This window comes from Streptomyces sp. NPDC045026 (genome assembly GCF_056432625.1).
Genome location: NZ_JBWKIS010000003.1, coordinates 119443 through 144782 on the forward strand (window position 1 = coordinate 119443; position 25340 = coordinate 144782).

Annotated in this window: 26 protein-coding genes; 15 read left to right on the forward strand and 11 right to left on the reverse strand. The window is 71.4% G+C overall.

What is annotated here, in order from left to right:
- Positions 1-3: 3 nt before the first annotated feature.
- The gene (gene folP, locus AC07EJ_RS07930) at positions 4-864 is read right to left on the reverse strand and encodes a dihydropteroate synthase (RefSeq protein WP_389478529.1); all 861 of its coding nucleotides are present in this window, start codon (positions 862-864) and stop codon (positions 4-6) included.
- 151 nt (positions 865-1015) lie between these two features.
- Between folP and AC07EJ_RS07935 the strand changes: the two genes are divergently transcribed.
- A complete protein-coding gene (locus tag AC07EJ_RS07935) occupies positions 1016-1375 on the forward strand; it encodes a DivIVA domain-containing protein (RefSeq protein ID WP_389478531.1) in 360 nt (119 codons plus the stop codon).
- Complete coding sequence (locus AC07EJ_RS07940) at positions 1372-1965, forward strand: DNA-3-methyladenine glycosylase I (RefSeq protein WP_389478532.1); 594 nt, start codon at positions 1372-1374, stop codon at positions 1963-1965. The genes AC07EJ_RS07935 and AC07EJ_RS07940 overlap by 4 nt, the downstream gene beginning before the upstream one ends.
- Positions 1966-2018: 53 nt before the next feature.
- Here the strand turns inward: AC07EJ_RS07940 and chcB are convergent, their stop codons facing one another.
- Positions 2019-2822 (reverse strand): 2-cyclohexenylcarbonyl CoA isomerase, encoded by an 804-nt coding sequence (gene chcB, locus AC07EJ_RS07945; RefSeq protein WP_389478533.1) that lies wholly within the window; start codon positions 2820-2822, stop codon positions 2019-2021.
- 312 nt (positions 2823-3134) lie between these two features.
- Here chcB and AC07EJ_RS07950 point away from each other — a divergent pair, with 312 nt between their 5' ends.
- Complete coding sequence (locus AC07EJ_RS07950; RefSeq protein WP_003966491.1) at positions 3135-3302, forward strand: DUF3117 domain-containing protein; 168 nt, start codon at positions 3135-3137, stop codon at positions 3300-3302.
- Positions 3303-3449: 147 nt separating this feature from the next.
- On the opposite strand, the gene AC07EJ_RS07955 is transcribed toward AC07EJ_RS07950, so the two are convergent.
- Positions 3450-4148 (reverse strand): O-methyltransferase, encoded by a 699-nt coding sequence (locus AC07EJ_RS07955; RefSeq protein ID WP_389478654.1) that lies wholly within the window; start codon positions 4146-4148, stop codon positions 3450-3452.
- A gap of 156 nt (positions 4149-4304) precedes the next feature.
- On the opposite strand from AC07EJ_RS07955, the gene sigE reads away from it, so the two are divergent.
- The 5 genes from sigE (at position 4305) to AC07EJ_RS07980 (ending at position 9993) form a co-directional block, all read left to right on the forward strand.
- The gene (gene sigE, locus AC07EJ_RS07960) at positions 4305-5078 is read left to right on the forward strand and encodes an RNA polymerase sigma factor SigE (RefSeq protein WP_389478534.1); all 774 of its coding nucleotides are present in this window, start codon (positions 4305-4307) and stop codon (positions 5076-5078) included.
- On the forward strand, positions 5075-6058 hold the full coding sequence (locus AC07EJ_RS07965; RefSeq protein WP_389478536.1) for a zf-HC2 domain-containing protein: 984 nt from the start codon (positions 5075-5077) through the stop codon (positions 6056-6058). The genes sigE and AC07EJ_RS07965 overlap by 4 nt, the downstream gene beginning before the upstream one ends.
- A 751-nt stretch (positions 6059-6809) precedes the next feature.
- On the forward strand, positions 6810-8354 hold the full coding sequence (locus AC07EJ_RS07970) for a S1C family serine protease (RefSeq protein ID WP_478883954.1): 1545 nt from the start codon (positions 6810-6812) through the stop codon (positions 8352-8354).
- A 246-nt stretch (positions 8355-8600) separates the two neighbouring features.
- The gene (locus AC07EJ_RS07975) at positions 8601-9053 is read left to right on the forward strand and encodes a sec-independent translocase (protein ID WP_478883955.1); all 453 of its coding nucleotides are present in this window, start codon (positions 8601-8603) and stop codon (positions 9051-9053) included.
- A 274-nt stretch (positions 9054-9327) separates the two neighbouring features.
- Positions 9328-9993, forward strand: coding sequence for a hypothetical protein (locus AC07EJ_RS07980; RefSeq protein WP_389478539.1), 666 nt, complete (start codon positions 9328-9330; stop codon positions 9991-9993).
- A 92-nt stretch (positions 9994-10085) separates the two neighbouring features.
- On the opposite strand, the gene AC07EJ_RS07985 is transcribed toward AC07EJ_RS07980, so the two are convergent.
- The 3 genes from AC07EJ_RS07985 to AC07EJ_RS07995 are packed head-to-tail and all read right to left on the reverse strand — an operon-like array spanning position 10086 to position 13111.
- Entirely contained in the window at positions 10086-11219 is a 1134-nt protein-coding gene (locus tag AC07EJ_RS07985; protein ID WP_389478540.1) for an Mrp/NBP35 family ATP-binding protein, read from the reverse strand.
- A gap of 43 nt (positions 11220-11262) precedes the next feature.
- A complete protein-coding gene (locus tag AC07EJ_RS07990; RefSeq protein WP_389478541.1) occupies positions 11263-11838 on the reverse strand; it encodes a DUF1003 domain-containing protein in 576 nt (191 codons plus the stop codon).
- On the reverse strand, positions 11825-13111 hold the full coding sequence (locus AC07EJ_RS07995; protein WP_393584622.1) for a magnesium transporter MgtE N-terminal domain-containing protein: 1287 nt from the start codon (positions 13109-13111) through the stop codon (positions 11825-11827). The genes AC07EJ_RS07990 and AC07EJ_RS07995 overlap by 14 nt, the downstream gene beginning before the upstream one ends.
- Positions 13112-13288: 177 nt before the next feature.
- Between AC07EJ_RS07995 and AC07EJ_RS08000 the strand changes: the two genes are divergently transcribed.
- Positions 13289-14041, forward strand: a complete 753-nt coding sequence (locus AC07EJ_RS08000; RefSeq protein WP_389478544.1) for a hypothetical protein — start codon at positions 13289-13291, stop codon at positions 14039-14041.
- 53 nt (positions 14042-14094) lie between these two features.
- On the opposite strand, the gene AC07EJ_RS08005 is transcribed toward AC07EJ_RS08000, so the two are convergent.
- A complete protein-coding gene (locus tag AC07EJ_RS08005; protein WP_389478546.1) occupies positions 14095-14664 on the reverse strand; it encodes a hypothetical protein in 570 nt (189 codons plus the stop codon).
- Positions 14665-14696: 32 nt separating this feature from the next.
- The gene (locus AC07EJ_RS08010; RefSeq protein ID WP_389478547.1) at positions 14697-15812 is read right to left on the reverse strand and encodes a magnesium and cobalt transport protein CorA; all 1116 of its coding nucleotides are present in this window, start codon (positions 15810-15812) and stop codon (positions 14697-14699) included.
- A 461-nt stretch (positions 15813-16273) separates the two neighbouring features.
- On the opposite strand from AC07EJ_RS08010, the gene AC07EJ_RS08015 reads away from it, so the two are divergent.
- From AC07EJ_RS08015 to AC07EJ_RS08030, 4 genes are all read left to right on the forward strand, one after another.
- Positions 16274-16867 (forward strand): suppressor of fused domain protein, encoded by a 594-nt coding sequence (locus tag AC07EJ_RS08015; protein ID WP_389478549.1) that lies wholly within the window; start codon positions 16274-16276, stop codon positions 16865-16867.
- Between the two features lie 206 nt (positions 16868-17073).
- On the forward strand, positions 17074-17712 hold the full coding sequence (locus AC07EJ_RS08020; protein ID WP_389478550.1) for a DUF6758 family protein: 639 nt from the start codon (positions 17074-17076) through the stop codon (positions 17710-17712).
- Positions 17713-17807: 95 nt separating this feature from the next.
- Positions 17808-18671 (forward strand): PHP domain-containing protein, encoded by an 864-nt coding sequence (locus AC07EJ_RS08025; protein WP_389478552.1) that lies wholly within the window; start codon positions 17808-17810, stop codon positions 18669-18671.
- A 123-nt stretch (positions 18672-18794) separates the two neighbouring features.
- The gene (locus tag AC07EJ_RS08030; RefSeq protein ID WP_389478554.1) at positions 18795-19400 is read left to right on the forward strand and encodes a MarC family protein; all 606 of its coding nucleotides are present in this window, start codon (positions 18795-18797) and stop codon (positions 19398-19400) included.
- 145 nt (positions 19401-19545) lie between these two features.
- On the opposite strand, the gene AC07EJ_RS08035 is transcribed toward AC07EJ_RS08030, so the two are convergent.
- Positions 19546-19698 (reverse strand): hypothetical protein, encoded by a 153-nt coding sequence (locus AC07EJ_RS08035; RefSeq protein ID WP_165914635.1) that lies wholly within the window; start codon positions 19696-19698, stop codon positions 19546-19548.
- A gap of 260 nt (positions 19699-19958) precedes the next feature.
- Here AC07EJ_RS08035 and AC07EJ_RS08040 point away from each other — a divergent pair, with 260 nt between their 5' ends.
- Positions 19959-20858 carry an NYN domain-containing protein gene (locus AC07EJ_RS08040; RefSeq protein WP_389478556.1) on the forward strand — a complete coding sequence of 300 codons (900 nt, stop codon included), beginning with the start codon at positions 19959-19961 and terminating at the stop codon, positions 20856-20858.
- A gap of 15 nt (positions 20859-20873) precedes the next feature.
- Here AC07EJ_RS08040 and AC07EJ_RS08045 read toward each other — a convergent pair whose 3' ends face one another.
- Both AC07EJ_RS08045 and AC07EJ_RS08050 read right to left on the reverse strand, forming a co-directional pair.
- Positions 20874-21752 (reverse strand): alpha/beta fold hydrolase, encoded by an 879-nt coding sequence (locus AC07EJ_RS08045; RefSeq protein WP_389478557.1) that lies wholly within the window; start codon positions 21750-21752, stop codon positions 20874-20876.
- A 146-nt stretch (positions 21753-21898) separates the two neighbouring features.
- On the reverse strand, positions 21899-24046 hold the full coding sequence (locus AC07EJ_RS08050; protein ID WP_478883956.1) for a DEAD/DEAH box helicase: 2148 nt from the start codon (positions 24044-24046) through the stop codon (positions 21899-21901).
- A 519-nt stretch (positions 24047-24565) separates the two neighbouring features.
- Here AC07EJ_RS08050 and AC07EJ_RS08055 point away from each other — a divergent pair.
- Complete coding sequence (locus AC07EJ_RS08055; RefSeq protein ID WP_389478560.1) at positions 24566-25300, forward strand: ferritin-like fold-containing protein; 735 nt, start codon at positions 24566-24568, stop codon at positions 25298-25300.
- The last annotated feature ends 40 nt before the right edge of the window (positions 25301-25340 follow it).

The window sequence follows — 25340 nt, forward strand, 5'->3', positions numbered from 1 at the left end:
GCGTCAGGCGAGTCCGCGGCGGGCGACGGCGGGTGGCCGGTGGCCGGCGATCGTGGCGACCATGTCGAGCACCTGCCTGGTCTCGGCCACCTCGTGGACCCGGTAGACCTGCGCGCCCAGCCACGCCGACACCGCCGTCGTGGCCAGCGTCCCGATCACCCGCTCCTTGACCGGCCTGTCGAGCGTCTCGCCGACGAAGTCCTTGTTCGACAGGGACACCAGGACCGGCCAGCCCGTCTCCACCATCTCGCCCAGCCGGCGCGTCGCCTCCAGGCTGTGCCGGGTGTTCTTGCCGAAGTCGTGCCCCGGGTCGATGAGCACCGACTCACGCGGCACTCCCAGCGCCACGGCCCGCTCGGCGAGGCCCACCGTCACGTCGAGGATGTCCGCCATGACGTCGTCGTACGCCACCCGGTGCGGCCGCGTACGCGGCTCGGCGCCGCCCGCGTGCGTGCAGACCAGGCCCTTCCCGTAACGTGCCGCGACCTCCGCGAGCTTGGGGTCCACGCCGCCCCACGCGTCGTTCAGGACATCGGCGCCGGCCTCGCAGACCGCCTCGCCCACGTCGTGCCGCCAGGTGTCGACGCTGATCACGACGTCCGGGAAGCGGCGGCGCACCTCGGCCACGAAGCCGACGGTGCGGCGCGCCTCCTCCTGCGCGCTCACCTCGTCCCCCGGGCCCGCCTTGACCCCGCCGATGTCGATGATCGCGGCGCCCTCCGCCACGGCCTGCTCGACGCGGGCGAGCGCGGGCTCGTCGTGGAACGTCGAGCCCTGGTCGTAGAACGAGTCAGGGGTCCGGTTCACGATCGCCATGATCACCGGCTCGTGTGCGCCGAACTCGCGCGGGCCAAGCCTGAGCATCCCCTGTGACTCTCCTTGCGGCTGTGCGTCAATCCTGTCGACCGGTCGCCTGCGACCTTAACTGTCACACCCTCATGGCACGATCGGACCCTGACAGTTTCCGGACCGGGATCGGGACCGGATCCGGGCTTCGAGCCAGGGGACAGCGAAGATGGTCATGTTCTTGTTTCTGGTCGTCGCGCTCGTCGTGGTCGTCGGCGCGGTGACGCTCGCCGTGCTCGGCGGCGGCGAGAGCGGGGCGCTCCCTGAGGCGCCGCCCGAGCAGTTCGCCGACCCGCTGCCGCACGACCGGCCCGTCGGCCGCGCCGACGTGGATGCCCTGCGCCTGCCCGTCGCGCTGCGCGGCTACCGCATGGCAGAGGTGGACGACGCGCTCGGGCGGCTCGGCGCCGAACTCGCCGAGCGGGACCAGCGGATCGCCGACCTGGAGAGCGCCCTGTCGGGCGCGCGGGCCCAGACGCGACCCGAGGGACCCGGTTTCGGCCGGCACCCCGGAGAGGACCACCAGTGAGCGACGAGAGCGCCGGCGGTGCCGTACCGGGCCCGGACGGGGCGCTGCGCTGCCCCTGGGGCCTGTCCACCGAGGATTACGTGAAGTATCACGACGAGGAGTGGGGCCGCCCCGTCCACGGCGACGACGCGCTGTTCGAGCGGGTCTCCCTGGAGGCCTTCCAGTCCGGCCTGTCCTGGATCACGATCCTGCGCCGCCGGGAGGGATTTCGCGCCGCGTTCGCCGGGTTCAAGATCTCCGACGTGGCCGCGTTCACGGACACCGACCGCGAGCGCCTCCTCGCCGACGAGGGCATCATCCGCAACCGCGCCAAGATCGACGCGACCGTGGCCAACGCGCGCGTGCTCGCCGACTGGCCAGAGGGCGAGCTCGACACCCTGATCTGGTCGCACGCCCCGGACCCGGCCGCCCGCCCGGCGCCGCGCGTCATCGGCGACGTGCCCGCGATCACGGACGAGTCGACGGCCCTGTCCAAGGCACTCAAGAAGCGCGGCCTGCGCTTCGTCGGCCCGACGACGGCGTACGCGCTGATGCAGGCCTGCGGCCTGGTCGACGACCACCTGGTGGACTGCGTGGCCCGCAAGCGCTGAGGACGGACCTCACGCACGCCCAGGGCCACGCACGCGTCCTGCCGAGGCCCTTCCTAGCGGCCCAGGTACTTCGGCTTCTCCTTGGCGACGAAGGCCTGCACCGCGATGGCGTGGTCCTCCGACGCGCCCGCCCTCGACTGGAGTTCGTCCTCCTTGTCGAGGGACTCGTCCAGCGTGTGACCCGCCGCGAACGCGAGGGACTCCTTCAGCGCCGCGTACGCCACCGTCGGCCCCTCGGCCAGCGAACGCGCCAGCTTCCGCGCCTCCTCGGCCAGTTCGGCCGAGGGCACGACCCGGTTCGCGATCCCGAGCTCGTACGCCTCCTGCGCCTTCACCGAGCGCGGGAACAGCAGCAGGTCGGCGGCGCGCCCGGGGCCCACCACGCGCGGCAGCGTCCAGGACACACCCGAGTCCGCGGTCAGGGCGACGCCCGCGAAGGACGTGTTGAAGGCAGCCGTGTCCGAGACGATCCGGTAGTCGGCGGCGAGCGCGAAGCCGAATCCGGCTCCCGCGGCCACACCGTTGACCGCGGCCACGACGGGCTTGGGCATCTGCGTCAGAGCCCGCAGGATCGGGTTGTAGTGCTCGCGCACGGTGTTCATGGTGCGGCCGGTGCCGGCCTCGCGGTCGGCCATCAGGGAGCCCACGTGCTCCTTCAGGTCCTGGCCCACACAGAACGCCCGGTCACCCGCGGCGGTGAGCAGAACGGCCCGTACCGCACCGTCCGCCGCGGCCGCCTGCGCCGCGTCCCGGAAGGCGACCTTGGACTCGGTGTTCATCGCGTTCATCGCCTCGGGGCGGTTGAGCGTGATGGTCGCGAGCCCGTCGCTCACCTCATAGAGAACGCTGTCGGCCATGGAACCCCTCCAACTGATGCGGCTCGGTCGTCGTCAGTGCTCAGCATGACGGAGATCACGGTCCGCGGCGGGGCCCACGCATGTGACCTGCGTCAAAGAATCAGGTCGCGGGAGAGTCGTGAAGGGGGCGCAGTATCGCAGTCACATTGCCGAATTGAGTGGTTTTGCTCAACCGCGTTGCGCAAGCGATGCCGACCGAAGTTGGTCATCGGGTCCTGCGATGCGGGATAATGGCCAAGAAGCAATGTGTTCGATGCCGGTGACACCTGGGTTGTCGGCTGCGATGAGCTGGTTTCAGGAAGGGGAACGAGCATGGCGGCCATGAAGCCGCGGACGGGCGACGGCCCGCTCGAGGTGACCAAGGAGGGGCGGGGCATCGTCATGCGCGTTCCGCTCGAAGGCGGCGGTCGACTTGTCGTCGAGCTGACTCCGGACGAGGCCGATGCACTCGGCGATGCCCTCAAGAAGGTCGTCGGCTGACGCGGAAGCGACCATACCTGTCGACTGCCCCGGTGCCGCAAGCGGCGCCGGGGCAGTCGTGTATTTGCAGGTCAGGCAGTATTTAGAGGATCTCTGAAGATCTTTTACAGGTTCGGGGTACGGGGTTCGGGACGCGGCGACGCGGCGTCAGCGCTTCACGGCGCAGAGCAGCCCGTCGCCGACCGGCAGCAGCGAGGGCACCAGGTCCTGCGCCTCGCGCACCGCCCGGAGCAGCTCCCGCATCCGCAGGACCTCCGCCGGCTGGGGACCCGAATCGACCGTGCGGCCGTCGGCGAAGACGCCCTCGAAACAGACCAGCCCGCCAGGTCGCAACAGGCGCAACGATTCAGCGAGGTAGTCGAGGCACTCGGTCCGGTCGCCGTCGCAGAAGACGAGGTCGTAGCCGCTGTCCGCGAGCCGCGGCAGTACATCGAGGGCCCGTCCGGGGATGAAACGCGCCCGATTGTTCGCGAATCCGGCGGCGCGGAACGCCTGCCGGGCGAACTGCTGCCGCTCCGGCTCCAGATCCACCGTGGTCAGGACGCCGTCGGGCCGCATGCCGTGCAGCAGATGGATTCCGGACACCCCGGTCCCCGTGCCGATCTCGGCCACCGCCTTGGCGCCGACGGTGGCAGCGAGCATCCGCAGCGCTGCGCCCGCGCCGGGCGACACCGGGCGGGTGCCGGCCTCACGGGCCCGGTCCCGGGCCCAGCGCAGCGCGTCGTCCTCGGCGACAAAGGCGTCGGCGAACGCCCAGCTCGTCTGCCGGTTGCCGGTAATGGCCCTCTCCTGTCCCCGTGGTTGCCTGCGCGTGACTGTATCCGTTGGTGGCGGGAACTCGCAGATGGGACCGGGCGTTTAAGAGGGCAGGAGAAAACGGCGAGGGAAAGAGCGCGGGGGTGGCCGGTGGACCGACAGAGCAAACAGCGCAGGCGAAGCGCCCGGCACCCTCAGGCAAATCTCAGTAAAAACGCTTATCCGGAGCTAACGGGCGAGGTGGCTATGGTAGGGGCTCCACTGGACACCACCAGAGCCGATAGGGGAGGTGCGGCTGCGCCTGTGGATCGGGGAGGAGCGCTGCGGCGCTTTCTCAGGTCGGCGGGTGAGCCGAAATCCGTGACCAACACTGCTGACCGTTCCAGCGCCGCCCGTTCCGCGCAGACCGCGACCTTTGCCGCTGATGCGGAATCGCAGGCGTGGACTCCCCCGACCTGGGAGGAGATCGTCAGCACGCACAGCGGCCGGGTCTACCGCCTCGCCTACCGCCTGACGGGTAACCAGCACGACGCCGAGGACCTCACGCAGGAGGTCTTCGTCCGCGTCTTCCGCTCGCTGTCGACGTACACGCCCGGCACCTTCGAGGGCTGGCTGCACCGCATCACCACGAACCTCTTCCTCGACATGGTGCGCCGCAAGCAGCGCATCCGCTTCGACGCCCTCGGGGACGACGCGGCCGAGCGCCTGCCGAGCCGCGAGCCGTCGCCGCAGCAGGTCTTCCACGACACGCACTTCGACGCGGACGTCCAGCAGGCGCTGGACACCCTCGCGCCCGAGTTCCGTGCGGCCGTCGTCCTGTGCGACATCGAGGGCCTCTCGTACGAGGAGATCGCCGCGACCCTGGGCGTCAAGCTCGGCACGGTCCGCAGCCGCATCCACCGCGGCCGCTCCCAGCTGCGCAAGGCCCTGCAGCACCGGTCGCCCGAGGCACGCGCCGAGCGTCGCTCGCTCGCGACCACGGGCGTTCCCGCGCTTGGAGGAGGGGGCGCGACCGCGTGAGTGGATCACGTCCGGACCCCGCCGAGCGGCAGCTCTCCGAGCATCATCTGGGAGACCGGCTCGCCGCCCTCGTCGACGGCGAGCTGGGCCATGACGCCCGCGAGCGGGGCCTCGCCCATCTGGCCACCTGTCCGAAGTGCAAGGCCGAGGCCGACGCGCAGCGGCGGCTGAAGAGCGTCTTCGCCGAGGCGGCACCGCCGCCCCCGACCGAGAGTTTCCTGGCCCGTCTCCAGGGGCTCCCCGGGGGAGGTGGTGACTCAGACGGCGGCGGCACCCCGTTCGGCGGGGGAGGGCTCGGCGGCAGAGGCTTCGGGAACGGGGTCTTCGGAGTAGACCCCGACCCCTTCGGCTATGCCCCGACCGGCCGTCACAACGCCTTGCTCGCCAGCGCCCCCGCCGCGGAGCGCGGCTTCCGCATCCATGAGGTCGGCCGCGGTGACAGCGACCGCGCGGCCTCCCGCGGGCGCCGCTTCGCGTTCGCCGCGGCCGGTGCGGTGTCGCTCGCCGCGATCGCGCTCGGTGGCGTCTCCAGCGTCGTCCCCGCCGACGCGGGCGGCGACGTCCGGGGCGGCGGTTCGGGCAGCAACGCGACACCGCTGCGCACCCAGAGCGCCGGTGGCGCCACGGCGGCCGAGACGCAGCGCCGCCGGAACGTGTCGCCCATGCTCGGCCAGCGGGCGGGCGGCGCGCTGAACGCGCCGGTCGCCGCCACGGAGTCGGGCGCACCCCTGCTGTCCGGTGCGGCCACGCAGCCGGGTGCCCAGAGCGCCGTATACCCGCTCGCGTCCGCGCTCCTCAGCAGGACCACGACGCTGTCTCCCCTGATACGTCCCGCCGCGCCCGTCCCCGCATTGCCCCGGTCAGGCGTCGGCACCGCTTTCGCAGGTCCCGGGTCGAGTCCGGAGGCGAGCCCCGGGTCCAGCCTCGCGGCGGCCCCCGCGGCGCCGTCCTCCGGCACGCCCACGGCCTCCGCCCGCTGACCCTGCCCTCTGCGCGCCGGTCCGCGAACCTGGTTGAATCCATGGTGAGCGGCCGCGCCCGCCGGGCGATCCCGGGGCGCGGCGCCGACGGGCGGTCCGACTGGGGCGATCGCCGTATAGCTGCCCGCGGGTCGTTGCCGCGGGCCAGGTGTGGGGAGAGCGGCGGAACATGGACGAGGGGAAGCCCACAAAGGCGAAGTGGTGGAGCCGCCCCCGGCCCAACGGGGGCGCTCCACGCGACGACGGGGACTTCGAACTGGCGCCGGCCGCGCCGGCTGCGGGCCCAGAAGATGTTGGGGTCGCTGCCGGTGGTGCGGCTGGGAGTGAGCCCGACGCCCAGGCCGATACGGCAGATGCGTTCGCCGGGGGCGGTGAGGGCTCGGGTGACGGGGCGTCGGTTGAGGGTGCTGGTGCTGGTGCTGGTGCCGGTGAGAACTCGGGAGACCGTGCCGCGGTTGTTGATGTTGTGGCCGCTGAAGGTCCCGGCGATCCCGTTCAGGCTGCCGGTGCTGGTGCCGTGGCCGGCGAGGTTGAACCCCCGCAGGCTGCCGGTGCAGTGGTGGCCGAGGGATCCGCTGGGGCGACCGGTGAACCCGTAACGGTTGATCAGGATGCCGCGCAGCAGGCGCGACCGCGTCCTCTGCATGCCCCGGACCCCTACGGCACCCCGCCGTACGGTGAGCCCGGTCCCTGGGCGCCCGCGCCGCCGGTGCAGCACCCGGCCGCCGCCACGCCTGCGCAGGGCACGGCCATGCCGTCCCTGGCCCACGGCACACCCACGCTGCCTTCGGCCCACGGCCTGGCTCAGCACCCGGCCGCCGCCACTCCGGCCCACGGCACGGTCATGCCGTCCGGAGTCGGCACGCCTCCGCCGTACGCCGGTACACCTCCGCTGTCCGGAGTCGGCACGCCTCCGCCGTACGCCGGCGGACCGGTACCTCACGCCGCCCCGTACGTCCCACACCCCGCCGCCGGCCCGCAGCCCGGCCCGCACCCTGCGGATCAGGCACCGGCCCCTGTGGAACAGCAGGCCCACCACGGGGTGCCGCCGCTCGCGAGTGGCGCGGAGGGGCCCGGGGCGGCCCCGGGCGGCCCCGGGCTCAACCCGCCCCCGCCCGGAGGGCCCTGGCAGCGGTATGACCCCTGGAGCGCACCCGCGCCAGTGAACGGGCAGCGGCAGGGGGCCAAGCGGGGGCGGCGGCTGCTCGTCGTCTGGACCGTCGTGGTCGCGCTCGTCGCGGGAGGGATCGGTGGCCTCGTCGGCACGTATCTGGAGCGCGACGGTTCGTCCTCCGACGTGGAACTGCCGCAGGCCGACGCCGAGTCCGTGAAGCGCGATCCCGGCAGCATCGCCGGTATCGCGGCCCGCGCGCTGCCGGGCGTCGTCACGATCCACGTCAGCGGCTCCGAAGCCCAGGGCACCGGCACCGGATTCGTCCTCGACGACCGGGGACACATCCTCACCAACAACCACGTCGTCGAACCGGCCGGCAGCAGCGGTGACATATCGGTCACCTTCAGCGGAGGCGAGACCGCCAAGGCCGAGGTGATCGGCCGTGACTCCGGCTACGACCTCGCCGTCGTCAAGGTCACCGGCGTGCACGGGCTCAAGCCCCTCGCCCTCGGCAACTCGGAGAACGTCCAGGTCGGCGACCCCGTCGTGGCCATCGGCGCCCCCTTCGACCTGGCCAACACGGTGACCTCAGGGATCATCAGCGCCAAGGAGCGGCCCATCACGGCCGGCGGCGAGAAGGGTGACGGCAGCGACGTCAGCTACGTCGACGCGCTGCAGACCGACGCGCCCATAAACCCGGGCAACTCGGGCGGCCCGCTGGTCGATTCGCAGGCCCGCGTCATCGGCATCAACAGCGCCATCCGCTCCGCCGACAGCGGCTCGGACCTCGGGGGCGGCCAGTCCGGTTCGATCGGCCTCGGCTTCGCCATCCCCATCAACCAGGGCAAGCGCGTGGCCGAGGAGCTGATCAACACGGGCCGGGCGACCCACCCTGTGATCGGCGTCACGCTCGATATGGACTACTCGGGTGACGGAGCGCGTGTCGCCACGAAGGGCAACAACGGCGGTTCGCCGGTGAATCCGGGCGGCCCCGGCGCCAAGGCCGGGATCAAGGGCAGTGACGTCGTCACCGCGGTCGACGGGGCGCGTATCCACTCCGCCGAGGAACTCATCGTCAAGATCCGTTCCCACCGGCCCGGGGACCACCTCGCCCTGGCCGTGGAGCGGGACGGCAAGGAGCGCAAGGTGACCCTAGTCCTCGGCTCGGCGGACGGGAGCTGACGCAACTGGCGGGCGCCTGGCGCGTGTCTGACGGGCACTTGTCGGCGCGCGTCAGACGCTCCGCCCCGGCCCGGCCCCGGCCCCGGTGGAGCGTCGGCGGCAAGCGCTTGTGCGACGACTGATCCCAGACGTAGCCCAGTGGCTACCCGGCAGACAGCAACGCCGGGTACCGTGGACCCGGTCCGGAATCCGGAAGACCTGCCACGGAGACCTGCTGCGGGCCTGAGGACACGCTAGGAGCGCAAGGTGTTCAACGACATAGGCCTACCCGAGCTGCTGACGCTCATCGTCCTCGGCGTGCTCGTTTTCGGCCCGGACAAGCTGCCGAAGGTCATCCAGGACGTGACGCGCACGATCCGTAAGGTGCGCGAGTTCTCGGACAGTGCCAAGCGAGACATTCGTGAGGAACTCGGCCCGGAGTTCAAGGACTTCGAGTTCGAGGACCTCAACCCGAAGACGTTCATCCGCAAGCGGCTGGACAGCGACGAGCTCGGGCTGAAAGAGATCCGGAACGGCTTCGACCTGAAGAAGGAGATGGCCGAGGTCACGGAGGCGGTGCAGAGCGTGGACGAGGCGTCGTCCGGCTCCGGGGCCGCCGCCGCGTCGTCCGGTTCGGCTCCTGCCAAGATCGACATGCAGAAGAAGCCCGAGAAGCCGGCGGCGGACGACCACCCGCCGTACGACGCCGACGCGACCTGACCCCGTCGCGACATGCGGCCTGGCGGGCCGGCCCCTTTTCCAGGGGCCGGCCCGTCCCTGCATCTCCAGCCCCCTGCATCTCCAGCCCCCCGAACGGGCGCCCCTCCGAACCGGCGCCCCCCCCGCACCGGCGACCCGCCCCGCGTACCCGTCGGAACCCGGGGTCTCCTGTCCGGGTGTGGCATCCTGCCTTGTTGTTGCGCGGATCGGCGGCGAGGACGCCCGAGGGGGGTGGGCCGCCGCGGTTCGACTGAGCTAGGAGGCGGCCGGGTACATGGAGACGACGAGTCGGGTAGGCGCGCAGGCGCCCGCGGCGGAAGGGGCCCCCGAGGTCCTGACGGCCCGGCGCACGGTCGACGGCTACCTGTTGGCGCCCTTCCCGTGGTACGGCCTCGACGAGGCGTTCACAGGCCCGCGGTGGCTGATGCCGGTCGGCACCTCGGCGGAGGGTGCCGTGGAGCACGGTTCCATCGGGCACGGCGACGAGCCCACCGTGCGGAGCGAAGGGCCCGCAGGCAGGGGCGACAAGGAGCGGTTCGCGGTCGTCGTGAGCGTGGCGGCCAGCCCGGTGCGGCGCAGCGCCGACGGTACGGGTGTCCTGGAGGCGACCTCGGTCTCCTCGGCGGCCTGGCTCGCCGGAGTCGGCCTGCTCAACGTCACGTGGCCGGGGCAGATGGACCACACCCTGCGCGACGACTGGCTGGACCAGCAGACCGAGACGGCGTGGACCCTCGCGGACGACCTCGAGGGCGCGGACTGGACGACACTGTCCCTGCCGGTGGACGGCGTCCCGACGCCGTTCCACTACCGGGAGTCGGAGTTCGGCTGGGTCCTCGCCGGGTCGACGCAGGAGGGCGTGCACCTGGGGGCGTACGGGCGCGGCATGAGCGCGTACGGCCTGGGCTTCTCGATGATCAAGGACATCGGCGCCTACGAGTAGATCAAGGACATCGGCGCCTGCGAGTAGCGGGCGCTGTGCACGGATGGGGCACGGTCGACGCGACCGTGCCCCATCGGCGTAAGCCCTGAGGGTCAGAACTTGTTGCGCGGGGTGATTCCCAGCGACATGCCCGACAGGCCGCGCTGGCGGCCGCCGAGCTTGCCGGCGATGGCGCGCAGGGCCGAGCCGGCGGGGGATTCGGGGTCGGTCAGGACGACCGGCTTGCCCTCGTCGCCGCCCTCGCGCAGCCGGACGTCGATCGGGATGGAGCCGAGCACCGGCACGTTCGCCCCGGTCGTCCTCGTGAGGCCCTCGGCGACGCGCTCGCCGCCGCCCGTGCCGAAGACGTCGACCATCTCGCCGCAGTGCGGGCACGGCAGCCCCGCCATGTTCTCGACGACGCCGACGATCTTCTGGTGGGTCTGGACCGCGATGGAGCCGGCGCGCTCGGCGACCTCGGCCGCCGCCTGCTGGGGCGTCGTGACGACGAGGATCTCCGCGTTCGGGACGAGCTGCGCGACGGAGATCGCGATGTCGCCCGTGCCCGGCGGCAGGTCGAGGAGCAGGACGTCCAGGTCGCCCCAGAACACGTCGGCGAGGAACTGCTGGAGGGCGCGGTGCAGCATCGGGCCGCGCCACACGACCGGCGCGTTGCCCGGCGTGAACATGCCGATCGAGATGACCTTCACGCCGTTCGCGGACGGCGGCATGATCATGTTCTCGACCTGGGTGGGGCGCCCCTCGGCGCCCAGCATGCGCGGCACGCTGTGGCCGTAGATGTCGGCGTCCACGACGCCGACCTTCAGACCGTCGGCAGCCATCGCGGCCGCGAGGTTCACCGTCACCGAGGACTTGCCGACGCCGCCCTTGCCGGACGCCACCGCGTACACGCGGGTCAGCGAGCCGGGTTTCGCGAAGGGCACCTCACGCTCGGCCGTGCCGCCGCGCAGCGCGGCGGCGAGCTCCTTGCGCTGCTCGTCGCCCATCACGTCCAGCGTGACGTCGACGCGCGTGACGCCCTCGACGGCCGCGACCGCGTCGGTCACGTTCTTCGTGATGGTCTCGCGCATGGGACAGCCGGAGACGGTGAGGTACACGGTGACCGCGACCGCACCGTCCGCGCCGATCTCCACAGATTTGACCATCCCCAGCTCGGTGATGGGTCGCTGGATCTCGGGGTCGTTCACCGTCGCCAGTGCTTCGCGCACCGCGTCTTCCGTAGCCATACGCCGATAGTACGGCGCGGTAACCCTTGTCCGGAAAGCCCTGTCAGCGGTCGTCTACGTCACGTCGGTGAGCTGGGTCCGACGCGGAGGCGGTCGGGAAGGTCACGCGGTGGTCCTCCAGCTCCTTGAGCAGGTCCTGGAGTTCGGAGCGCATCCAGTCGCGGGTGGCGACCTCACCGAGGCCCATCCTCAGGGCGGCGACCTCGCGGCTGAGGTACTCGGTGTCGGCGATGGACCGCTCGTTCTGCTTGCGGTCCTGTTCGAGGTTGACCTTGTCGCGGTCGTCCTGCCGGTTCTGCGCGAGCAGGATGAGCGGAGCGGCGTACGACGCCTGGAGCGAGAGCATCAGGGTCAGGAAGATGAACGGGTACTGGTCGAAGCGCAGGCTGCTCGGCGCGGAGACGTTCCACACCACCCACGCGATGATGATCACCGTCATCCAGACGATGAACCGGCCCGTCCCCAGGAACCGGGCGATCCGCTCCGAGAGGCGTCCGAAGGCCTCCGGGTCGTAGTCCGGCAGCAGTTTGCGGCGCGGGGGGCGCGGCAGGTCGAGCCGGAAGCGCGGCGCCCGCGCGGCCTCGGGACGCCCGTCCCGCTCGCGCTCAGCCGGCGCCATGGCTCACCTCCCCGTCGGCCAGGTGGAACTCCTGCTCGCGCCAGTCCTCCGGCAGCATGTGGTCGAGGACGTCGTCCACGGTGACCGCGCCGAGCAGTGACCCGCTCTCGTCGACGACGGGCGCCGCCACCATGTCGTACGTCGCGAAGAACCCGGCGACGACCGGGAGCGCGGCGGACGGCGCGAGGGCCTGGAGGTCCTCGTCGAGCATCGACGAGACCAGCGTGTACGGGGGATCGCGCAGCAGCCGCTGGAAGTGCACCGTGCCGAGGTACTTGCCGGTGGGCGTCTCGTCCGGCGGCCGGCACACGTACACCTGCGCGGCGAGCGCGGGGGAGAGGTCGGGGTTGCGGACCCGGGCCAGCGCGTCGGCGACGGTCGCGTCGGGCCGCAGCACGATCGGCTCGGTCGTCATCAGACCGCCCGCCGTCCGTTCCTCGTACGCCATCAGGCGCCGCACGTCGGCCGCGTCCGAGGGCTGCATCAGCGCGAGCAGCCGTTCCTTGTCGTCCTCGGGCAGCTCGCGGAGCAGGTCGGCCGCGTCGTCCGGGTCCATCTCCTCCAGGACGTCGGCGGCGCGCTCCTCCTTGAGCTTGCCGAGGATCTCGATCTGGTCGTCCTCGGGCAGCTCCTCCAGGACGTCCGCGAGCCGCTCGTTCGACAGGGCCGACGCGACCTCCGCGCGGCGCTTGGGGGAGAGGTGGTGCAGGACGTTGGCCAGGTCGGCCGGGCGCAGCTGCTCGAACGTGGCGAGGAGGTTCTCGGCGCCCTGCCCGTGCTCCTCCAGCGAGAACCCGTCGACGGCCGACCACTCGACGGTGAGCGTCTCGCCCTTGGCCCGGCGGAACGCGCCGCCGCCCTTGCCCTTGCGTACGAAGACCCGGTCGATCTCCCAGTCCCTGCGGGCCGGCAACTGCTGGATGGAGACGTCCAGGACCGTCACCTCCTCACCGGACTCGACGAGCCGCACCCGCCGGTCGAGCATCTCGCCGAGGACGAGCCGCTCGGTGGGCCGCTGCTCGAAGCGCCGCACGTTCAGCACGCCGGTGGTGATGACCTGGCCGGACTCGATGCCGGTCACGCGGGTCATCGGCAGGAAGATGCGGCGCCGCGTGGAGAGCTCCACGACGAGCCCGAGCAGCCGGGGCGGGCGGCGGCCGACGCGCAGCATGGCGACGAGATCGCGGACGCGCCCCACCATGTCGCCGTTGGGGTCGAAGACGGCGATGCCGGAGAGATGCGAGACGAAGATCCGGGGGGCGCCTGCCGCCATGCGCCGGGCCTCCTTTGCGTCCGCATTTGTCCTGAAGGTGTGCTTCAGGCTAGCCCGTCCCGGTCCCGTGCGCCTTTGCGCTGCGTCCGGACGGACTGGCTCCGTTCACCGCAGGTGACACGGGTACGCTGCCGTTCTGCCGCCGAGCAAGACGTCGTACGAGAGGTAGCGCGAGCCGTGACCGTACTTCCCCTGGCCCGCCGTTCCCCTGGGATTCTTCTGGTGGGAGTGATGTGCCTCGGGCTCGCGGCGTGCAGCGGCGAGGATCCGGACGCGGGCACGAACGGCGTCGCCGAACTGACCGCCCCGAAGATCCAGAGCCGCACCGTCAAGGCCGCGCAGGGCGCCGGGGCCGTCCATCTCTCCGGCACGGTGGTCAGCAGCGGACACTCGTACAAGATCGACATGCGGCTCAAGGACGAGGGCGGCACGGGATCCGTCACGGCGGGCGGCCGGACCTTCCAGCTGCTGCGGGTCAAGGAGCATCTGTTCCTGAAGGCCGACGCGGACTTCTGGACGCACCAGGACGGCAAGGGTTCGGGCGGCACGGCACAGGGGGACACGGCGGCCGCCGCGGACAAGCTCGACGGCAAGTACGTCAAGGTCCCGCAGGGCGACCCGGCCTACAAACGCCTGAGCGGCTTCACCGTCAAGGGCGCGCTCCTGGACGGCCTGCTCACGCTGCACGGCAAGGTGGAGAAGGGCGACCGGGGTTCGGCGGGCGGCGTACGCACGGTCGAACTCACCGGCGACAAGGGCGCCGGCGGCACGCTCGACGTCTCACTCGAAGGCACTCCGTACCCGCTGCGCCTGGAACGCGCGGGCGGCGCGGGCACGCTCCAACTCACCGACTGGGGCAAGGACTTCACGCTCCGCGAGCCGGGCAAGGGCGAGACGGTGGACTACGGGGCCCAGCTCCCGGAGTCCTGAGGAGCTCTGTTGCACCTGAGGCCCTGGGCACCCAAGGGCCCTCGCAAGGGCCCTTACTTCCCGCGCCGCTTGCGGCGGAGCAGGAGGCTGGGGAGCGCCGCCGGGGCCTCGTGGCGGGTGGTTGCCGTGGTGGCGAGCGGCGCGGCAGCCAGTGCCTCGGACGACGGCGCGAGCGTGGACCCCGTCGGCTCCAGGCGGAGCACCCGGCACTCGCTTGCCCAGCGCTCCGGCATGGCCTCGCCGTCCGGCGCGTTCAGGCGCTTGCCCTTCAGCTCGGCGACCGCCGCCTCCCACCCCTCGGAGTGCGGGGTGAGCTCGACGACCCGGGCCGCCCAGCCCACGAGGCGCCCGCCCTTGTCCTTGCTGCGCACGGTGACGGTCGCCGGCCCGCCGTCGGCGAGGCCGGGGAGCGGCTGCTCGCCGGGCCCGTCGCCGACCAGGTTCGCCGCGCCCTCGTGCCACACGTGCCACAGGGCGCGCTCGGGGCCGGAGGCCCCCCGTACCCAGATGAGGCCGGACTTCTTGGTGGCCTCCTCGACGAGGGCCTGGTCCAGCAGCAGGGACGCCGCGGAGCCGCTCGTCGAGGCGCTGTGGTCGGGAGAGGGGCTGGCCTGATCCGTCATGGGCGTCAGCCTAGAGCCTGTCCCTCGGCTGTTCAGAGCCACCCGTTCCGCTTCAGGATGCGATGGATCGCGAAGCACGCGCCCACCGTGACGCCCAGGACGAGCGGGTAGCCGAACCGCCAGTGCAGTTCCGGCATGTGCTCGAAGTTCATCCCGTACACGCCACAGACCATCGTCGGTACGGCGATGATCGCCGCCCAGGACGTGATCTTGCGCATGTCCTCGTTCTGTGCGACGGACGCCTGCGCGAGGTTGGCCTGGAGGATGGAGTTGAGCAGTTCGTCGAAGCCGACGACCTGCTCCTGCACGCGCGCGAGGTGGTCGGCGACGTCACGGAAATACTTCTGGATGTCCGGGTCGACCAGCCGCATCGGCCGCTCGCTCAGCAGCTGCATCGGCCGCTGGAGGGGCGCCACCGCCCGCTTGAACTCCAGGACCTCGCGCTTGAGCTGGTAGATCCGCCCGGCGTCGGTGCCGCGCGGAGCGCCCTTGCCCGTCTGCGAGAAGACGTCCGTCTCGACCTCGTCGATGTCGTCCTGCATCGCGTCGGCGACGGCGAGGTACCCGTCGACGACATGGTCCGCGATGGAGTGGAGGACGGCGGACGGGCCCTTGGCGAGCAGCTCGGGGTCGTCCTGGAGCCGGTGCCGCAGGGCCCGCAGGGAGCCCTGCCCGCCGTGCCGGACGGTGATGAAGAAGTCCCGCCCGGTGAAGCACATCACCTCGCCGGTCTCCACGACCTCGCTCGTCGCGGTGAGTTCGGCGTGCTCCACGTAGTGGATGGTCTTGAAGACGGTGAACAGGGTGTCGTCGTAGCGCTCCAGCTTGGGGCGCTGGTGGGCGTGGACGGCGTCCTCGACGGCGAGCGGGTGGAGCCCGAACTCGGCGGCGATACCGGCGAATTCGGACTCGGTCGGCTCGTGCAGTCCGATCCAGGCGAAGCCGCCCCCGCGGCGCGCCCTGCGGATCGCGCCGGCGGGCGTCAGGCAGTCGGTGTCGTGGACGCGGGCGCCGTCGCGGTAGACGGCGCAGTCGACGACGGCCGTGGACGTCGACGGGTCGCGGGTGGTGTCGTACGGGGCTGACGTGCTGCCGGTCTCGCGCGGAGCGGGGCGGACGGCGGCGCGCAGGTCACGGATCATCGACATGGGCAGGCTCCTTCGCGGGCGGGAGCCGCCGGTGGCCATACGGGTCGGCGCTAACCGGAATGAGGACGTCCTGACTGCGGATCCTGTGTGCACGTCCACAAAGCGGGGAGCACCGCACCGGCGCGGTGGCGGCTTCGCTACTGATTCAGATCAGGCGGAAACGAAGTGCTCTTCCGTGGTGCGCAGACAGACTGGAGCGTGCGCGGAAAGCCGGGAAAATGCGGCTCAGTGGCCGGAAGAGCGGGTGGTACTGCACGGTCGACTTCGGTCCATTGCAGCCCCACCTCCTCCGGCCGGTCCCCCGTGAGGGACGACGTCTCATCCCTCGCAAGGGACGTATGTAGGTCAGGGGCTCGAAAGCAACGCTTGGCGTGCTGCCCCTACCAGCGGCCAAGACTATCAGCCGACTGAAGAAGCGATCCCACCCTTTACCCATTGCATGCGAGTTCTATGCTCGCGGCATGGGAGATGTTCTTGCTCTGGTCGAGGCCCGGCTGCGTACGGCCCTCGGTGAACCGGACGCGCGCGCCGCGGTCACGTTCCTCGGCACCGAACGCATCGAGGTGCTGCGCTTCACGGACCCGGCGGACACCGGCCTCGTGCGCTACGCCACGCTCGGTATGTCGGCCGCCCCGATGGCCGACCCGACGTCCGCGCTGGCCGACCCGCTCAAGGGCCCGCGCGCGGAGCTCGTGCTGTCGGTGCGCGCCGGCCGCGCCGACACAGACAAGGTGCTGCGCCCGCTCGCCGTGCTTGCCGCGTCACCGCAGGTCGAGGGGGTTGTCGTGGCCGCCGGCGCCTCGCTGGACGTGGGCGAGCCCCTGTGGCCCGGCGCCCCGTTCACGTCGGTGCTCGTCGCGGAGTCCGGGGGCCTCGTGGAGGACCTGGAACTGGACGATCCGCTGGATCCCGTACGGTTCCTGCCGCTGCTGCCGATGACGCAGAACGAGGCGGCGTGGAAGCGCGTGCACGGCGCGGCGGCTCTCGAGGAGAAGTGGCTGAACAGCGGCACGGACCTGCGCGATCCGCTGCGCAGGTCCGTAACTCTCGATTAGGGCGATGCGGTTCTCGATCAGGACGACGGAGTTGGCGAAGAGCGTGTAGTCCCGACGAAGTCCTGACGATCCTCCCCCGGTGGGTGCCGAGAGATTGCCTTGGGCTACTCGATGCGCGCCCGCTGTTCCAGCGCAACTCCTCTGTCTCCCTCCGGACGGGTGATCGTCCTTGACGGAGCGGGAGACGGGGAGGACCGTTGGGCCTTATGAGGGGCGAACCCAGTTGCCCGAAGTGTGGTGGCCGGGTCAGGGCTCCCGGCCTCTTTTCCGACTCCTGGCAGTGCGACGAGCACGGGACGGTGCATCCGATGCAGCCCGTGATCCCGCCCAGTGTCGAGGCGCTCGGTGTCGTGGTGCACCGCGCCCAGGTGCCGGTGTGGATGCCATGGCCGCTGCCCGTCGGGTGGCTGTTCACCGGAGTGGCCAGCGCGGGCGACGACCGCACGGGCGGCAGGGCGACCGCGGTGGCGTGCTCGGGCCCCGGACCGCTCGGCGGTGCGGGGGAGCTGCTGATCGTCGCGGAGGAGCTCGGCGTCGGCCTCGGCGCCCGTTACGCGGGCATCGACGGCCCCGACCCCGGCCCGTACATGACCATCGGGAAGCCGCCCCAGGCCAAGATCCTCGCCGCCGGACGGCCCACCCCGATGTGGCACGTCTCCGGCACCCCCGACGACCGCGCGGTCTTCGCGGGCGAGGCGCGCGGCCTGTGGGTGTGGGCGATCGTGTGGCCCGAGCAGACCGGGCTCCTGATGTACGACGAGCTGGTCCTGACCGACCTGCGCGACGCGGGCGCCGAGGTCGATCTGCTGCCGTGCGGCGCGCTGTCGCCGCGCATCCTGTCGTAAGGGGTCACCTGGGGGGACGAGGGTGACGGGGGCGCTCCGGATCCCCGTTATCCTTGAGCGTCCCCTTCCGTCCGTCCAGAGCCTGGAGTACGCGCGTGCGCATCGATCTGCACACCCACTCCACCGCCTCCGACGGCACGGACACCCCGGCCGAGCTGGTGCGTAACGCGGCCGCCGCCGGTCTGGACGTCGTCGCGCTCACCGACCACGACACGAGCCGCGGGTACGCGCAGGCCATGGCCGCGCTGCCGGCCGGACTCACGCTCGTCACCGGCGCCGAACTCTCCTGCCGCCTCGACGGCGTGGGCCTGCACATGCTGGCCTACCTCTTCGACCCCGACGAGCCCGAGCTGCTGAGTGAGCGCGAGCTCGTACGGGACGACCGGGTGCCGCGCGCGCAGGGCATGGTCGCGAGGCTCCAGGACCTCGGCGTGCCCGTGACCTGGGAACAGGTCGCCCGCATCGCCGGCGACGGGTCCGTCGGCCGCCCGCACGTCGCGGAGGCCCTCGTCGAACTCGGCGTCGTCGGATCCGTCTCCGACGCCTTCACGCCCGACTGGCTCGCCGACGGCGGCCGCGCGTACGTCGGCAAGCACGAACTCGACCCCTTCGACGCGATCCGCCTGGTCAAGGCCGCGGGCGGGGTCACCGTCTTCGCGCACCCGGCGGCCGCCAAGCGCGGACAGGTCGTGCCCGAGTCGGCGATAGCGGACCTCGCCGCGGCCGGACTCGACGGCATCGAGACCGACCACATGGACCACGATCCGGCCACGCGGGTCCGCCTGCGCGGCCTCGCCGCCGACCTCGGCCTCCTGGCCACGGGCTCTTCCGACTACCACGGCAGCCGGAAGACCTGCGTACTCGGCGAGTTCACCACCGACCCCGAGGTGTACGGGGAAATCACGCGCCGGGCCACCGGGGCGTTTCCCGTACCCGGCGCCGGCGGAACCGCCGCGTAGCCCGCGCCCTGCCGCGATCCGGCGGGCCGCCTCTCCCATGCCCCGGTGCGGGCTCACGCACCGCACCCCCACGCACGACGCGTCCCGGCTGATCCCGCGGACCCCACTCGCAAGGCCACACCCGTGTTTGATGTCGCTGTTTTCGGATCCCTTTTTCTCACGCTATTCGTGATTATGGACCCCCCTGGGATCACCCCGATCTTCCTCGCGCTCACCGCGGGCCGGCCCGCCAAGGTGCAGAAGCGGATGGCCTTCCAGGCCGTCTGTGTCGCCTTCGGCGTCATCGCGGTCTTCGGGCTCCTGGGCCACCAGATCCTCGACTACCTGCATGTCTCCGTCCCCGCGCTCATGATCGCGGGCGGACTGCTGCTGCTCCTCATCGCGCTCGACCTGCTCACCGGCAAGACCGACGAACCGAAGCAGACCAAGGACGTGAACGTCGCGCTCGTGCCGCTCGGCATGCCGCTGCTCGCGGGCCCCGGCGCGATCGTGTCCGTCATCCTCGCCGTGCAGAAGGCGGACAGTGCCGCGACGCAGATGTCGGTGTGGACGGCGATCGTCGCCATCCACGTCGTCCTGTGGTTCGTGATGCGCTACTCGCTGCTGATCATCCGCGTCATCAAGGACGGCGGCGTGGTCCTGGTGACGCGCCTCGCGGGCATGATGCTCTCCGCGATCGCGGTGCAGCAGATTATCAACGGCGTGACCCAGGTGATCCAGGGCTCCTGACGCCGAGACCTCCGACGCCGAGCCCCGCCCCGCGCACGCAAAAGAGCCCCCGTACGGATCCCGTACGGGGGCTCTGAAGCGTATTGAGAAGCGTATTCAGCGTGTTATTCGATGTGCGAACGGTGTATCAGGAGTCGTCGTCGCGTTACGAGGCCGGCGACTCGGCCGGGCGGATGTAGAGGCGCTGCCCGATGGCAGCCGCCTGCTGAACGATCCGGTTGACGGAGGCGGCGTCCACGACGGTGCTGTCCACGGCGGTTCCGTCGACATCGTCGAGTCGCATGATTTCGAAGCGCATAACCGCTTCTCCCTTCGTCTGGTCATCCTCCGGAGGAGAACTACTGGTACGGGTCAACAGTCTTGCCCCGTCGTACGGCCAGGCGGTTGCCTGACCGTTAAGAGTGGATTGCGTGGCTTCAGTGCCCCGCGTTCATAGGGTTCAACGGGTTGCCCCCAGCAAACATTCCCTACGCTAAGGAAATTTTTCGCGAGACTAATTACCCACGGGTAGCGGGACCGGTTGTGTTCGCAGCGTGACGGCCGGGACAATGGGCGCATATGAACGACGACCTGACGGCCATCCGCGCGGAGCTGGACCGTACGAACGAGCTGCTCAAGCGCGTGCTCGCCGAAGTGGCCAAGACCCCGTCCACCCACGCGATCTTCGTGGACGCCGGATACCTCTACGCCGCCGCCGGCCGCCTCGTCACCGGGACCGAGGACCGCAGGGCCTTCGACCTGGACGCCGAAGGGATCGTCGACGCCCTCATCGACAAGGCCCGCACGATCTTCGCGGACAGCCGGCTGCTGCGCGTCTACTGGTACGACGGCGCCCGGCGCCGCATCCACACGAACGAACAGCAGTCGATCGCCGAGCTGCCCGACGTCAAGGTCAGGCTCGGCAACCTCAACGCCCACAACCAGCAGAAGGGCGTCGACTCCCTGATCCGCACGGACCTCGAGTCGCTCGCCCGGCACCGCGCCATCAGCGACGCCGCGCTCATCGGCGGGGACGAGGACCTCGTCTCCGCGGTCGAGGCCGCGCAGGGCTACGGCGCACGCGTCCACCTGTGGGGCATCGAGGCGCCGGAGGGCCGCAACCAGGCGGACCCGCTCCTGTGGGAGGTCGACAGCCAGCGCACGTTCGACCTGGCGTTCTTCAAGCCGTACGTGTCCCGGCGCACCGCCACGGCGACGTACGAGAACACGGGCACGCCCCGCCCCTCGCGGGAGGACGTGCGCTTCGTCGGCGCTCAGGTCGCCGCGAAGTGGCTCGCCGCGCGCGGCAGGGAGTCGCTGGTGGAGCTGCTGCCGGGGCACCCGTATCTGCCCGGCCCCGTCGACCAGGAACTGCTCGTCGAGGCGGAGGCGCTGCTGCAGTATTCGCTGCGCGGACAGTCCGACCTGCGGCGCGCCCTGCGGGACGGCTTCTGGAGCCACCTCCAGGCGCAGTACTAGTCCGAACGGAAGACCCTAGACGACGGGCGGGTGCAGGTCCCAGAACTCGGCCAGGGCCGCCGCGGTCTCCAGGGGGCGGTCCGTGTTCGGGGAGTGCTCCGCGCCCGCGATGACGGTCCTGCGGGCCGAGAGGCGTACGGCCATGGAGTCCAGGAGCTGCACCGGCCAGGTGTCGTCGCGTTCGCCCGACAGGACGTGCTTGGGCAGCCGGACGGCCGCCAGTTCGTCGACCAGGTCGGGCTCCGTGCACAGCTGGCGGCCGGTCGCGATGAGCTGCGCCGGGCTGTTGAGCAGCCAGCGGTGCCGCAGGGCGCCGGCGTCGTCCGCGCCCGCTCCGGGGGCGTCCGTCTCCTCCGGTGCGTCGAGCGCCTGTATCGCGTCCCACACCTGCGCCATGTCGAGCACGGCGAGCGCGTCGCGCAGCAGCTTGACGCGCTCCTGCTGCGACGGCGAGATCTGGGCCGGCCCCGAGGACATGAGGGTGAGCGAGGTGAAAGGCGTCGCGTCGATCAGCACGGCGGCCCGCGCGATCTGGCCGCCGAGCGAATGGCCCACCAGATGCAGCGGCGTCCCGTCGTCCACAGCGGCCGCCTGCGCGAGCACATCGCGGGCCAACTCCCGCTGTGCGTAAGGGGATTCGTCGTGCAGCGGGCCCGTCGACTCGTACTGGCCGCGGCCGTCCACGGCGACCGTGCGGTACCCGGCGGCGGCGAGCGGCACGTGCAGGGCGATGAAGTCCTCCTTGCTGCCGGTGAACCCGGGCAGCAGGAGCGCGGTGCCGGTGTGCCCGGCCTCCCGCGGACCGGCACTGATGGCCGCGAAGTCGCCGCGCTCGGTCGAAAGAGCGTGGGCGACGGCGCCGGGCGGCGGGACGAATGCGGGAGGCCGACTCATGCGACGAGGCTAACCGCAGGGCCGCCGCGGGTCATTCGGGGAGGGAGCACTGCTCTTTGCGACGTGCGTGATCGTGACCGTGAACGCCGATGGCCCGGCCCCGCTTTCGCGGGCGCCGGGCCATCGGGCTTGTTACGTGGTCCTGCTCAGCTCTCCGTCGGCTCCGCGGCCTTGCGGGTGCGGCGGCGGGGCTTGGCGGCTGCCTCCTCGGCGGGCGCTTCGGCGGCGGCCTTGGGGGCCGCGGCCTTGCGCGTGCGCTTCGGCTTCGTCTCCGTGACCTCGGCGGCCGCGTCGGCGGTCGCCTTGGGGGCCGCGGCCTTACGGGTGCGCTTCGGCTTCGTCTCCGCGGGCGCCTCGACCGACTCGACAGCCTCGACCGTGTCCACCACGGCCTCCGCGGCCTTGCGGGTGCGGCGGCGCGGCTTGGTCTCGGCCGCCTCGGCGACGACCGTCTCGGCGGCCACCTTGGGGGCGGCAGCCTTGCGGGTGCGCTTCGGCTTCGTCTCCGCGACCTCGGTCGCCTCGACAGTGTCCGCCACGGCCTCGGCCTTGGGCGCCGCCTTGCGGGTGCGCTTGGGCTTGGTCTCGGCAGGCGCCTCGACCGACACGGCGGCCTCGACCGTGTCCACTGTGTCCACGACGGGCTGTGCGGCCTTGCGGGTGCGGCGGCGCGGCCTCGGGACCGTCGCCTCAGCGGTGTCGGCGGCCTCCTCGGCAGCCTTGGGGGCGGCGGCCTTGCGGGTGCGCTTCGGCTTGGTCTCCGCGACCTCGGTCGCCTCGACCGTGTCGGCGACAGCCTCGGCCGTCGCGACGGCGGCGGTCTCGACGACGGCCTCCGGAGCGGCGCCCGCACGGGTACGGCGGCGACGACGCGGCGAACGCGGCTCGACCACCGTGGCGTCCGCGGCCTCGCGGGCGGCCACCGGCTCGGCGGGAGCCGTCCTCGGCTCGTTCACCGTCGGTGCGGCCACCGGCTCGCCGTTACGGATACGGCGACGGCGACGCGGCGTCGTACGCGCCGGACGCGGCTCACGCTCGCGCTCCTCGACGGGAGCCGGAGCGGCCGTACGGCCACCACGGCCGCCGCGCCCGCCACGGCCACCGGTCTCGCCGAGGTCCTCGACCTCTTCGGCGGCCAGACCGGCCCGGGTGCGCTCGGCGCGCGGCAGCACGCCCTTGGTGCCGGCCGGGATGTTCAGCTCCTCGTAGAGGTGCGGAGACGACGAGTACGTCTCGACCGGGTCGGGGAACTTCAGGTCCAGCGCCTTGTTGATCAGCTGCCAGCGCGGGATGTCGTCCCAGTCGACCAGCGTGATCGCGATGCCCTTGGCGCCCGCGCGGCCCGTACGGCCGATGCGGTGCAGGTACGTCTTCTCGTCCTCGGGGGACTGGTAGTTGATGACGTGCGTCACACCCTCGACGTCGATGCCGCGAGCGGCGACGTCGGTGCAGACGAGCACGTCCACCTTGCCGTTGCGGAACGCCCGCAGGGCCTGCTCGCGCGCGCCCTGGCCGAGGTCGCCGTGGACGGCGCCGGACGCGAAGCCGCGCTTCTGCAGCTGGTCGGCGATGTCGGCGGCGGTCCGCTTGGTGCGGCAGAAGATCATCGCAAGTCCGCGGCCTTCGGCCTGCAGGATGCGCGCGACCATCTCCGGCTTGTCCATGTTGTGCGCGCGGTAGACGTGCTGCGAGGTGTTCGCGACCGTCGCGCCCTCGCCGTCGGGCGACGTGGCGCGGATGTGCGTCGGCTGCGACATGTAGCGACGGGCCAGGCCGATGACGGCGCCGGGCATCGTCGCGGAGAACAGCATCGTCTGGCGCTTCGCCGGAAGCATGTTGATGATCTTCTCGACGTCGGGCAGGAAGCCCAGGTCGAGCATCTCGTCGGCCTCGTCGAGGACGAGGGACTTGATGTGCTTCAGGTTGAGCTTCTTCTGGCCCGCGAGGTCGAGAAGACGGCCCGGGGTGCCGACGACGACGTCGATGCCCTTCTTGAGGGCCTCGACCTGCGGCTCGTAGGCACGGCCGCCGTATATGGCGAGGACGCGCACATTGCGCACCTTGCCGGCGGTCAGCAGGTCGTTCGTGACCTGCTGGCACAGCTCACGGGTGGGGACGACGACGAGTGCCTGCGGGGCGTCGGTCAGCTGCTCGGGCTTCGCCCGGCCTGCCTCGACGTCCGCGGGGACGGTGACGCGCTCGAGGAGCGGAAGCCCGAAGCCGAGCGTCTTGCCGGTGCCGGTCTTGGCCTGGCCGATGACGTCGGTGCCGGAGAGCGCTACGGGGAGCGTCATCTCCTGGATGGGAAAGGGGGTGATGATGCCGACGGCCTCAAGGGCTTCGGCGGTCTCGGGAAGGATCCCGAGCTCTCGGAACGTGGAAAGCTGCTGCGTAGTCAGGGTGTTGCCTCTTCTGTGAGACGCGGTGCGAGGCGAACGCGGGGGTCGTGACCGTGCCGATTGATCGCCGGTCGCCAGCGAGAGGCGGGCGGGCCGGGTGACGCGGGACCACTGCCGACGCTCGAGCGCTCGTACCGCTGAGGGATTCCCTCCTCTTGCCGTACGTCGTGTGACGTACCGCCCGGAGGGCTGTCGGGTCGGAGCCGATCGGGCCACCGACCGGGCATCCTCATTCATGAGGCCCGTCGAAACGCGCACAAACAGACATGTGAAAGTGCTGCTCGTACCCGGCGGGCTCTTTACCACCATACCCCGGAATCGCGCATGTGCGATGGCCGAATTGGTCACGTAGTCGTCGTCACAGTCATTGACCAGGGACTTCCGTGCGGCGGTCGGCGAGCTATTGTGCGCTTCATGGAGACGCCCGATACCGCCGCCGCAGCCGCCGAACCCACCGGAATCGCCGCCCAGGACTGGGCGAAGGCATCCGTCGACCCCCATTACCGCGCAGCGGTGGTGGATCTGCTCGGCGCACTCGCGTACGGAGAGCTGGCCGCCTTCGAGCGGCTCGCCGAGGACGCGAAGCTGGCGCCGACGCTCGGCGACAAGGCCGAGCTCGCGAAAATGGCGTCCGCCGAATTCCACCACTTCGAGCAGCTGCACGACCGGCTCTCGGCGATCGGCGTCGAGCCGACCGACGCGATGGAGCCCTTCGTCGCCGCGCTCGACGGCTTCCACAAGCAGACCGCGCCGTCGGACTGGCTGGAAGGCCTGGTCAAGGCGTACGTCGGCGACTCGATCGCCAGTGACTTCTACCGCGAGGTCGCGGCGCGACTCGACTCGGACACCCGCTCCCTCGTCCTCGCCGTGCTCGACGACACCGGGCACGCCAGCTTCGCCGTGGAGAAGGTGCGGGCCGCGATCGAGGCCGAGCCGCGCGTGGGCGGGCGGCTCGCGCTGTGGGCGCGACGCCTGATGGGCGAGGCGCTCTCGCAGTCGCAGCGGGTCGTCGCCGACCGGGACGCCCTGTCGACGATGCTCGTCGGCGGCGTGGCCGACGGCTTCGACCTCGCGGAGGTCGGCCGGATGTTCTCGCGGATCACCGAGGCGCACACCAAGCGGATGGCCGCGCTGGGGCTCGCGGCCTGAGGCCGCGTCACCACCGGTCGGTCACGGCCCGGTGCCTCTC

Bases quoted from the DNA above. Each gene is read 5' to 3' on its own strand.
- folP (WP_389478529.1), bottom strand. From the start codon at position 864: ATGCTCAGGCTTGGCCCGCGCGAGTTCGGCGCACACGAGCCGGTGATC.
- AC07EJ_RS07935 (WP_389478531.1), top strand. From the start codon at position 1,016: ATGGTCATGTTCTTGTTTCTGGTCGTCGCGCTCGTCGTGGTCGTCGGC.
- chcB (WP_389478533.1), bottom strand. From the start codon at position 2,822: ATGGCCGACAGCGTTCTCTATGAGGTGAGCGACGGGCTCGCGACCATC.
- AC07EJ_RS07950 (WP_003966491.1), top strand. From the start codon at position 3,135: ATGGCGGCCATGAAGCCGCGGACGGGCGACGGCCCGCTCGAGGTGACC.
- sigE (WP_389478534.1), top strand. From the start codon at position 4,305: ATGGTAGGGGCTCCACTGGACACCACCAGAGCCGATAGGGGAGGTGCG.
- AC07EJ_RS07970 (WP_478883954.1), top strand. From the start codon at position 6,810: ATGCCGTCCCTGGCCCACGGCACACCCACGCTGCCTTCGGCCCACGGC.
- AC07EJ_RS07980 (WP_389478539.1), top strand. From the start codon at position 9,328: ATGGAGACGACGAGTCGGGTAGGCGCGCAGGCGCCCGCGGCGGAAGGG.
- AC07EJ_RS07985 (WP_389478540.1), bottom strand. From the start codon at position 11,219: ATGGCTACGGAAGACGCGGTGCGCGAAGCACTGGCGACGGTGAACGAC.
- AC07EJ_RS07990 (WP_389478541.1), bottom strand. From the start codon at position 11,838: ATGGCGCCGGCTGAGCGCGAGCGGGACGGGCGTCCCGAGGCCGCGCGG.
- AC07EJ_RS07995 (WP_393584622.1), bottom strand. From the start codon at position 13,111: ATGGCGGCAGGCGCCCCCCGGATCTTCGTCTCGCATCTCTCCGGCATC.
- AC07EJ_RS08005 (WP_389478546.1), bottom strand. From the start codon at position 14,664: ATGACGGATCAGGCCAGCCCCTCTCCCGACCACAGCGCCTCGACGAGC.
- AC07EJ_RS08010 (WP_389478547.1), bottom strand. From the start codon at position 15,812: ATGTCGATGATCCGTGACCTGCGCGCCGCCGTCCGCCCCGCTCCGCGC.
- AC07EJ_RS08015 (WP_389478549.1), top strand. From the start codon at position 16,274: ATGGGAGATGTTCTTGCTCTGGTCGAGGCCCGGCTGCGTACGGCCCTC.
- AC07EJ_RS08020 (WP_389478550.1), top strand. From the start codon at position 17,074: ATGAGGGGCGAACCCAGTTGCCCGAAGTGTGGTGGCCGGGTCAGGGCT.
- AC07EJ_RS08035 (WP_165914635.1), bottom strand. From the start codon at position 19,698: ATGCGCTTCGAAATCATGCGACTCGACGATGTCGACGGAACCGCCGTG.
- AC07EJ_RS08040 (WP_389478556.1), top strand. From the start codon at position 19,959: ATGAACGACGACCTGACGGCCATCCGCGCGGAGCTGGACCGTACGAAC.
- AC07EJ_RS08045 (WP_389478557.1), bottom strand. From the start codon at position 21,752: ATGAGTCGGCCTCCCGCATTCGTCCCGCCGCCCGGCGCCGTCGCCCAC.
- AC07EJ_RS08050 (WP_478883956.1), bottom strand. From the start codon at position 24,046: ATGACGCTCCCCGTAGCGCTCTCCGGCACCGACGTCATCGGCCAGGCC.
- AC07EJ_RS08055 (WP_389478560.1), top strand. From the start codon at position 24,566: ATGGAGACGCCCGATACCGCCGCCGCAGCCGCCGAACCCACCGGAATC.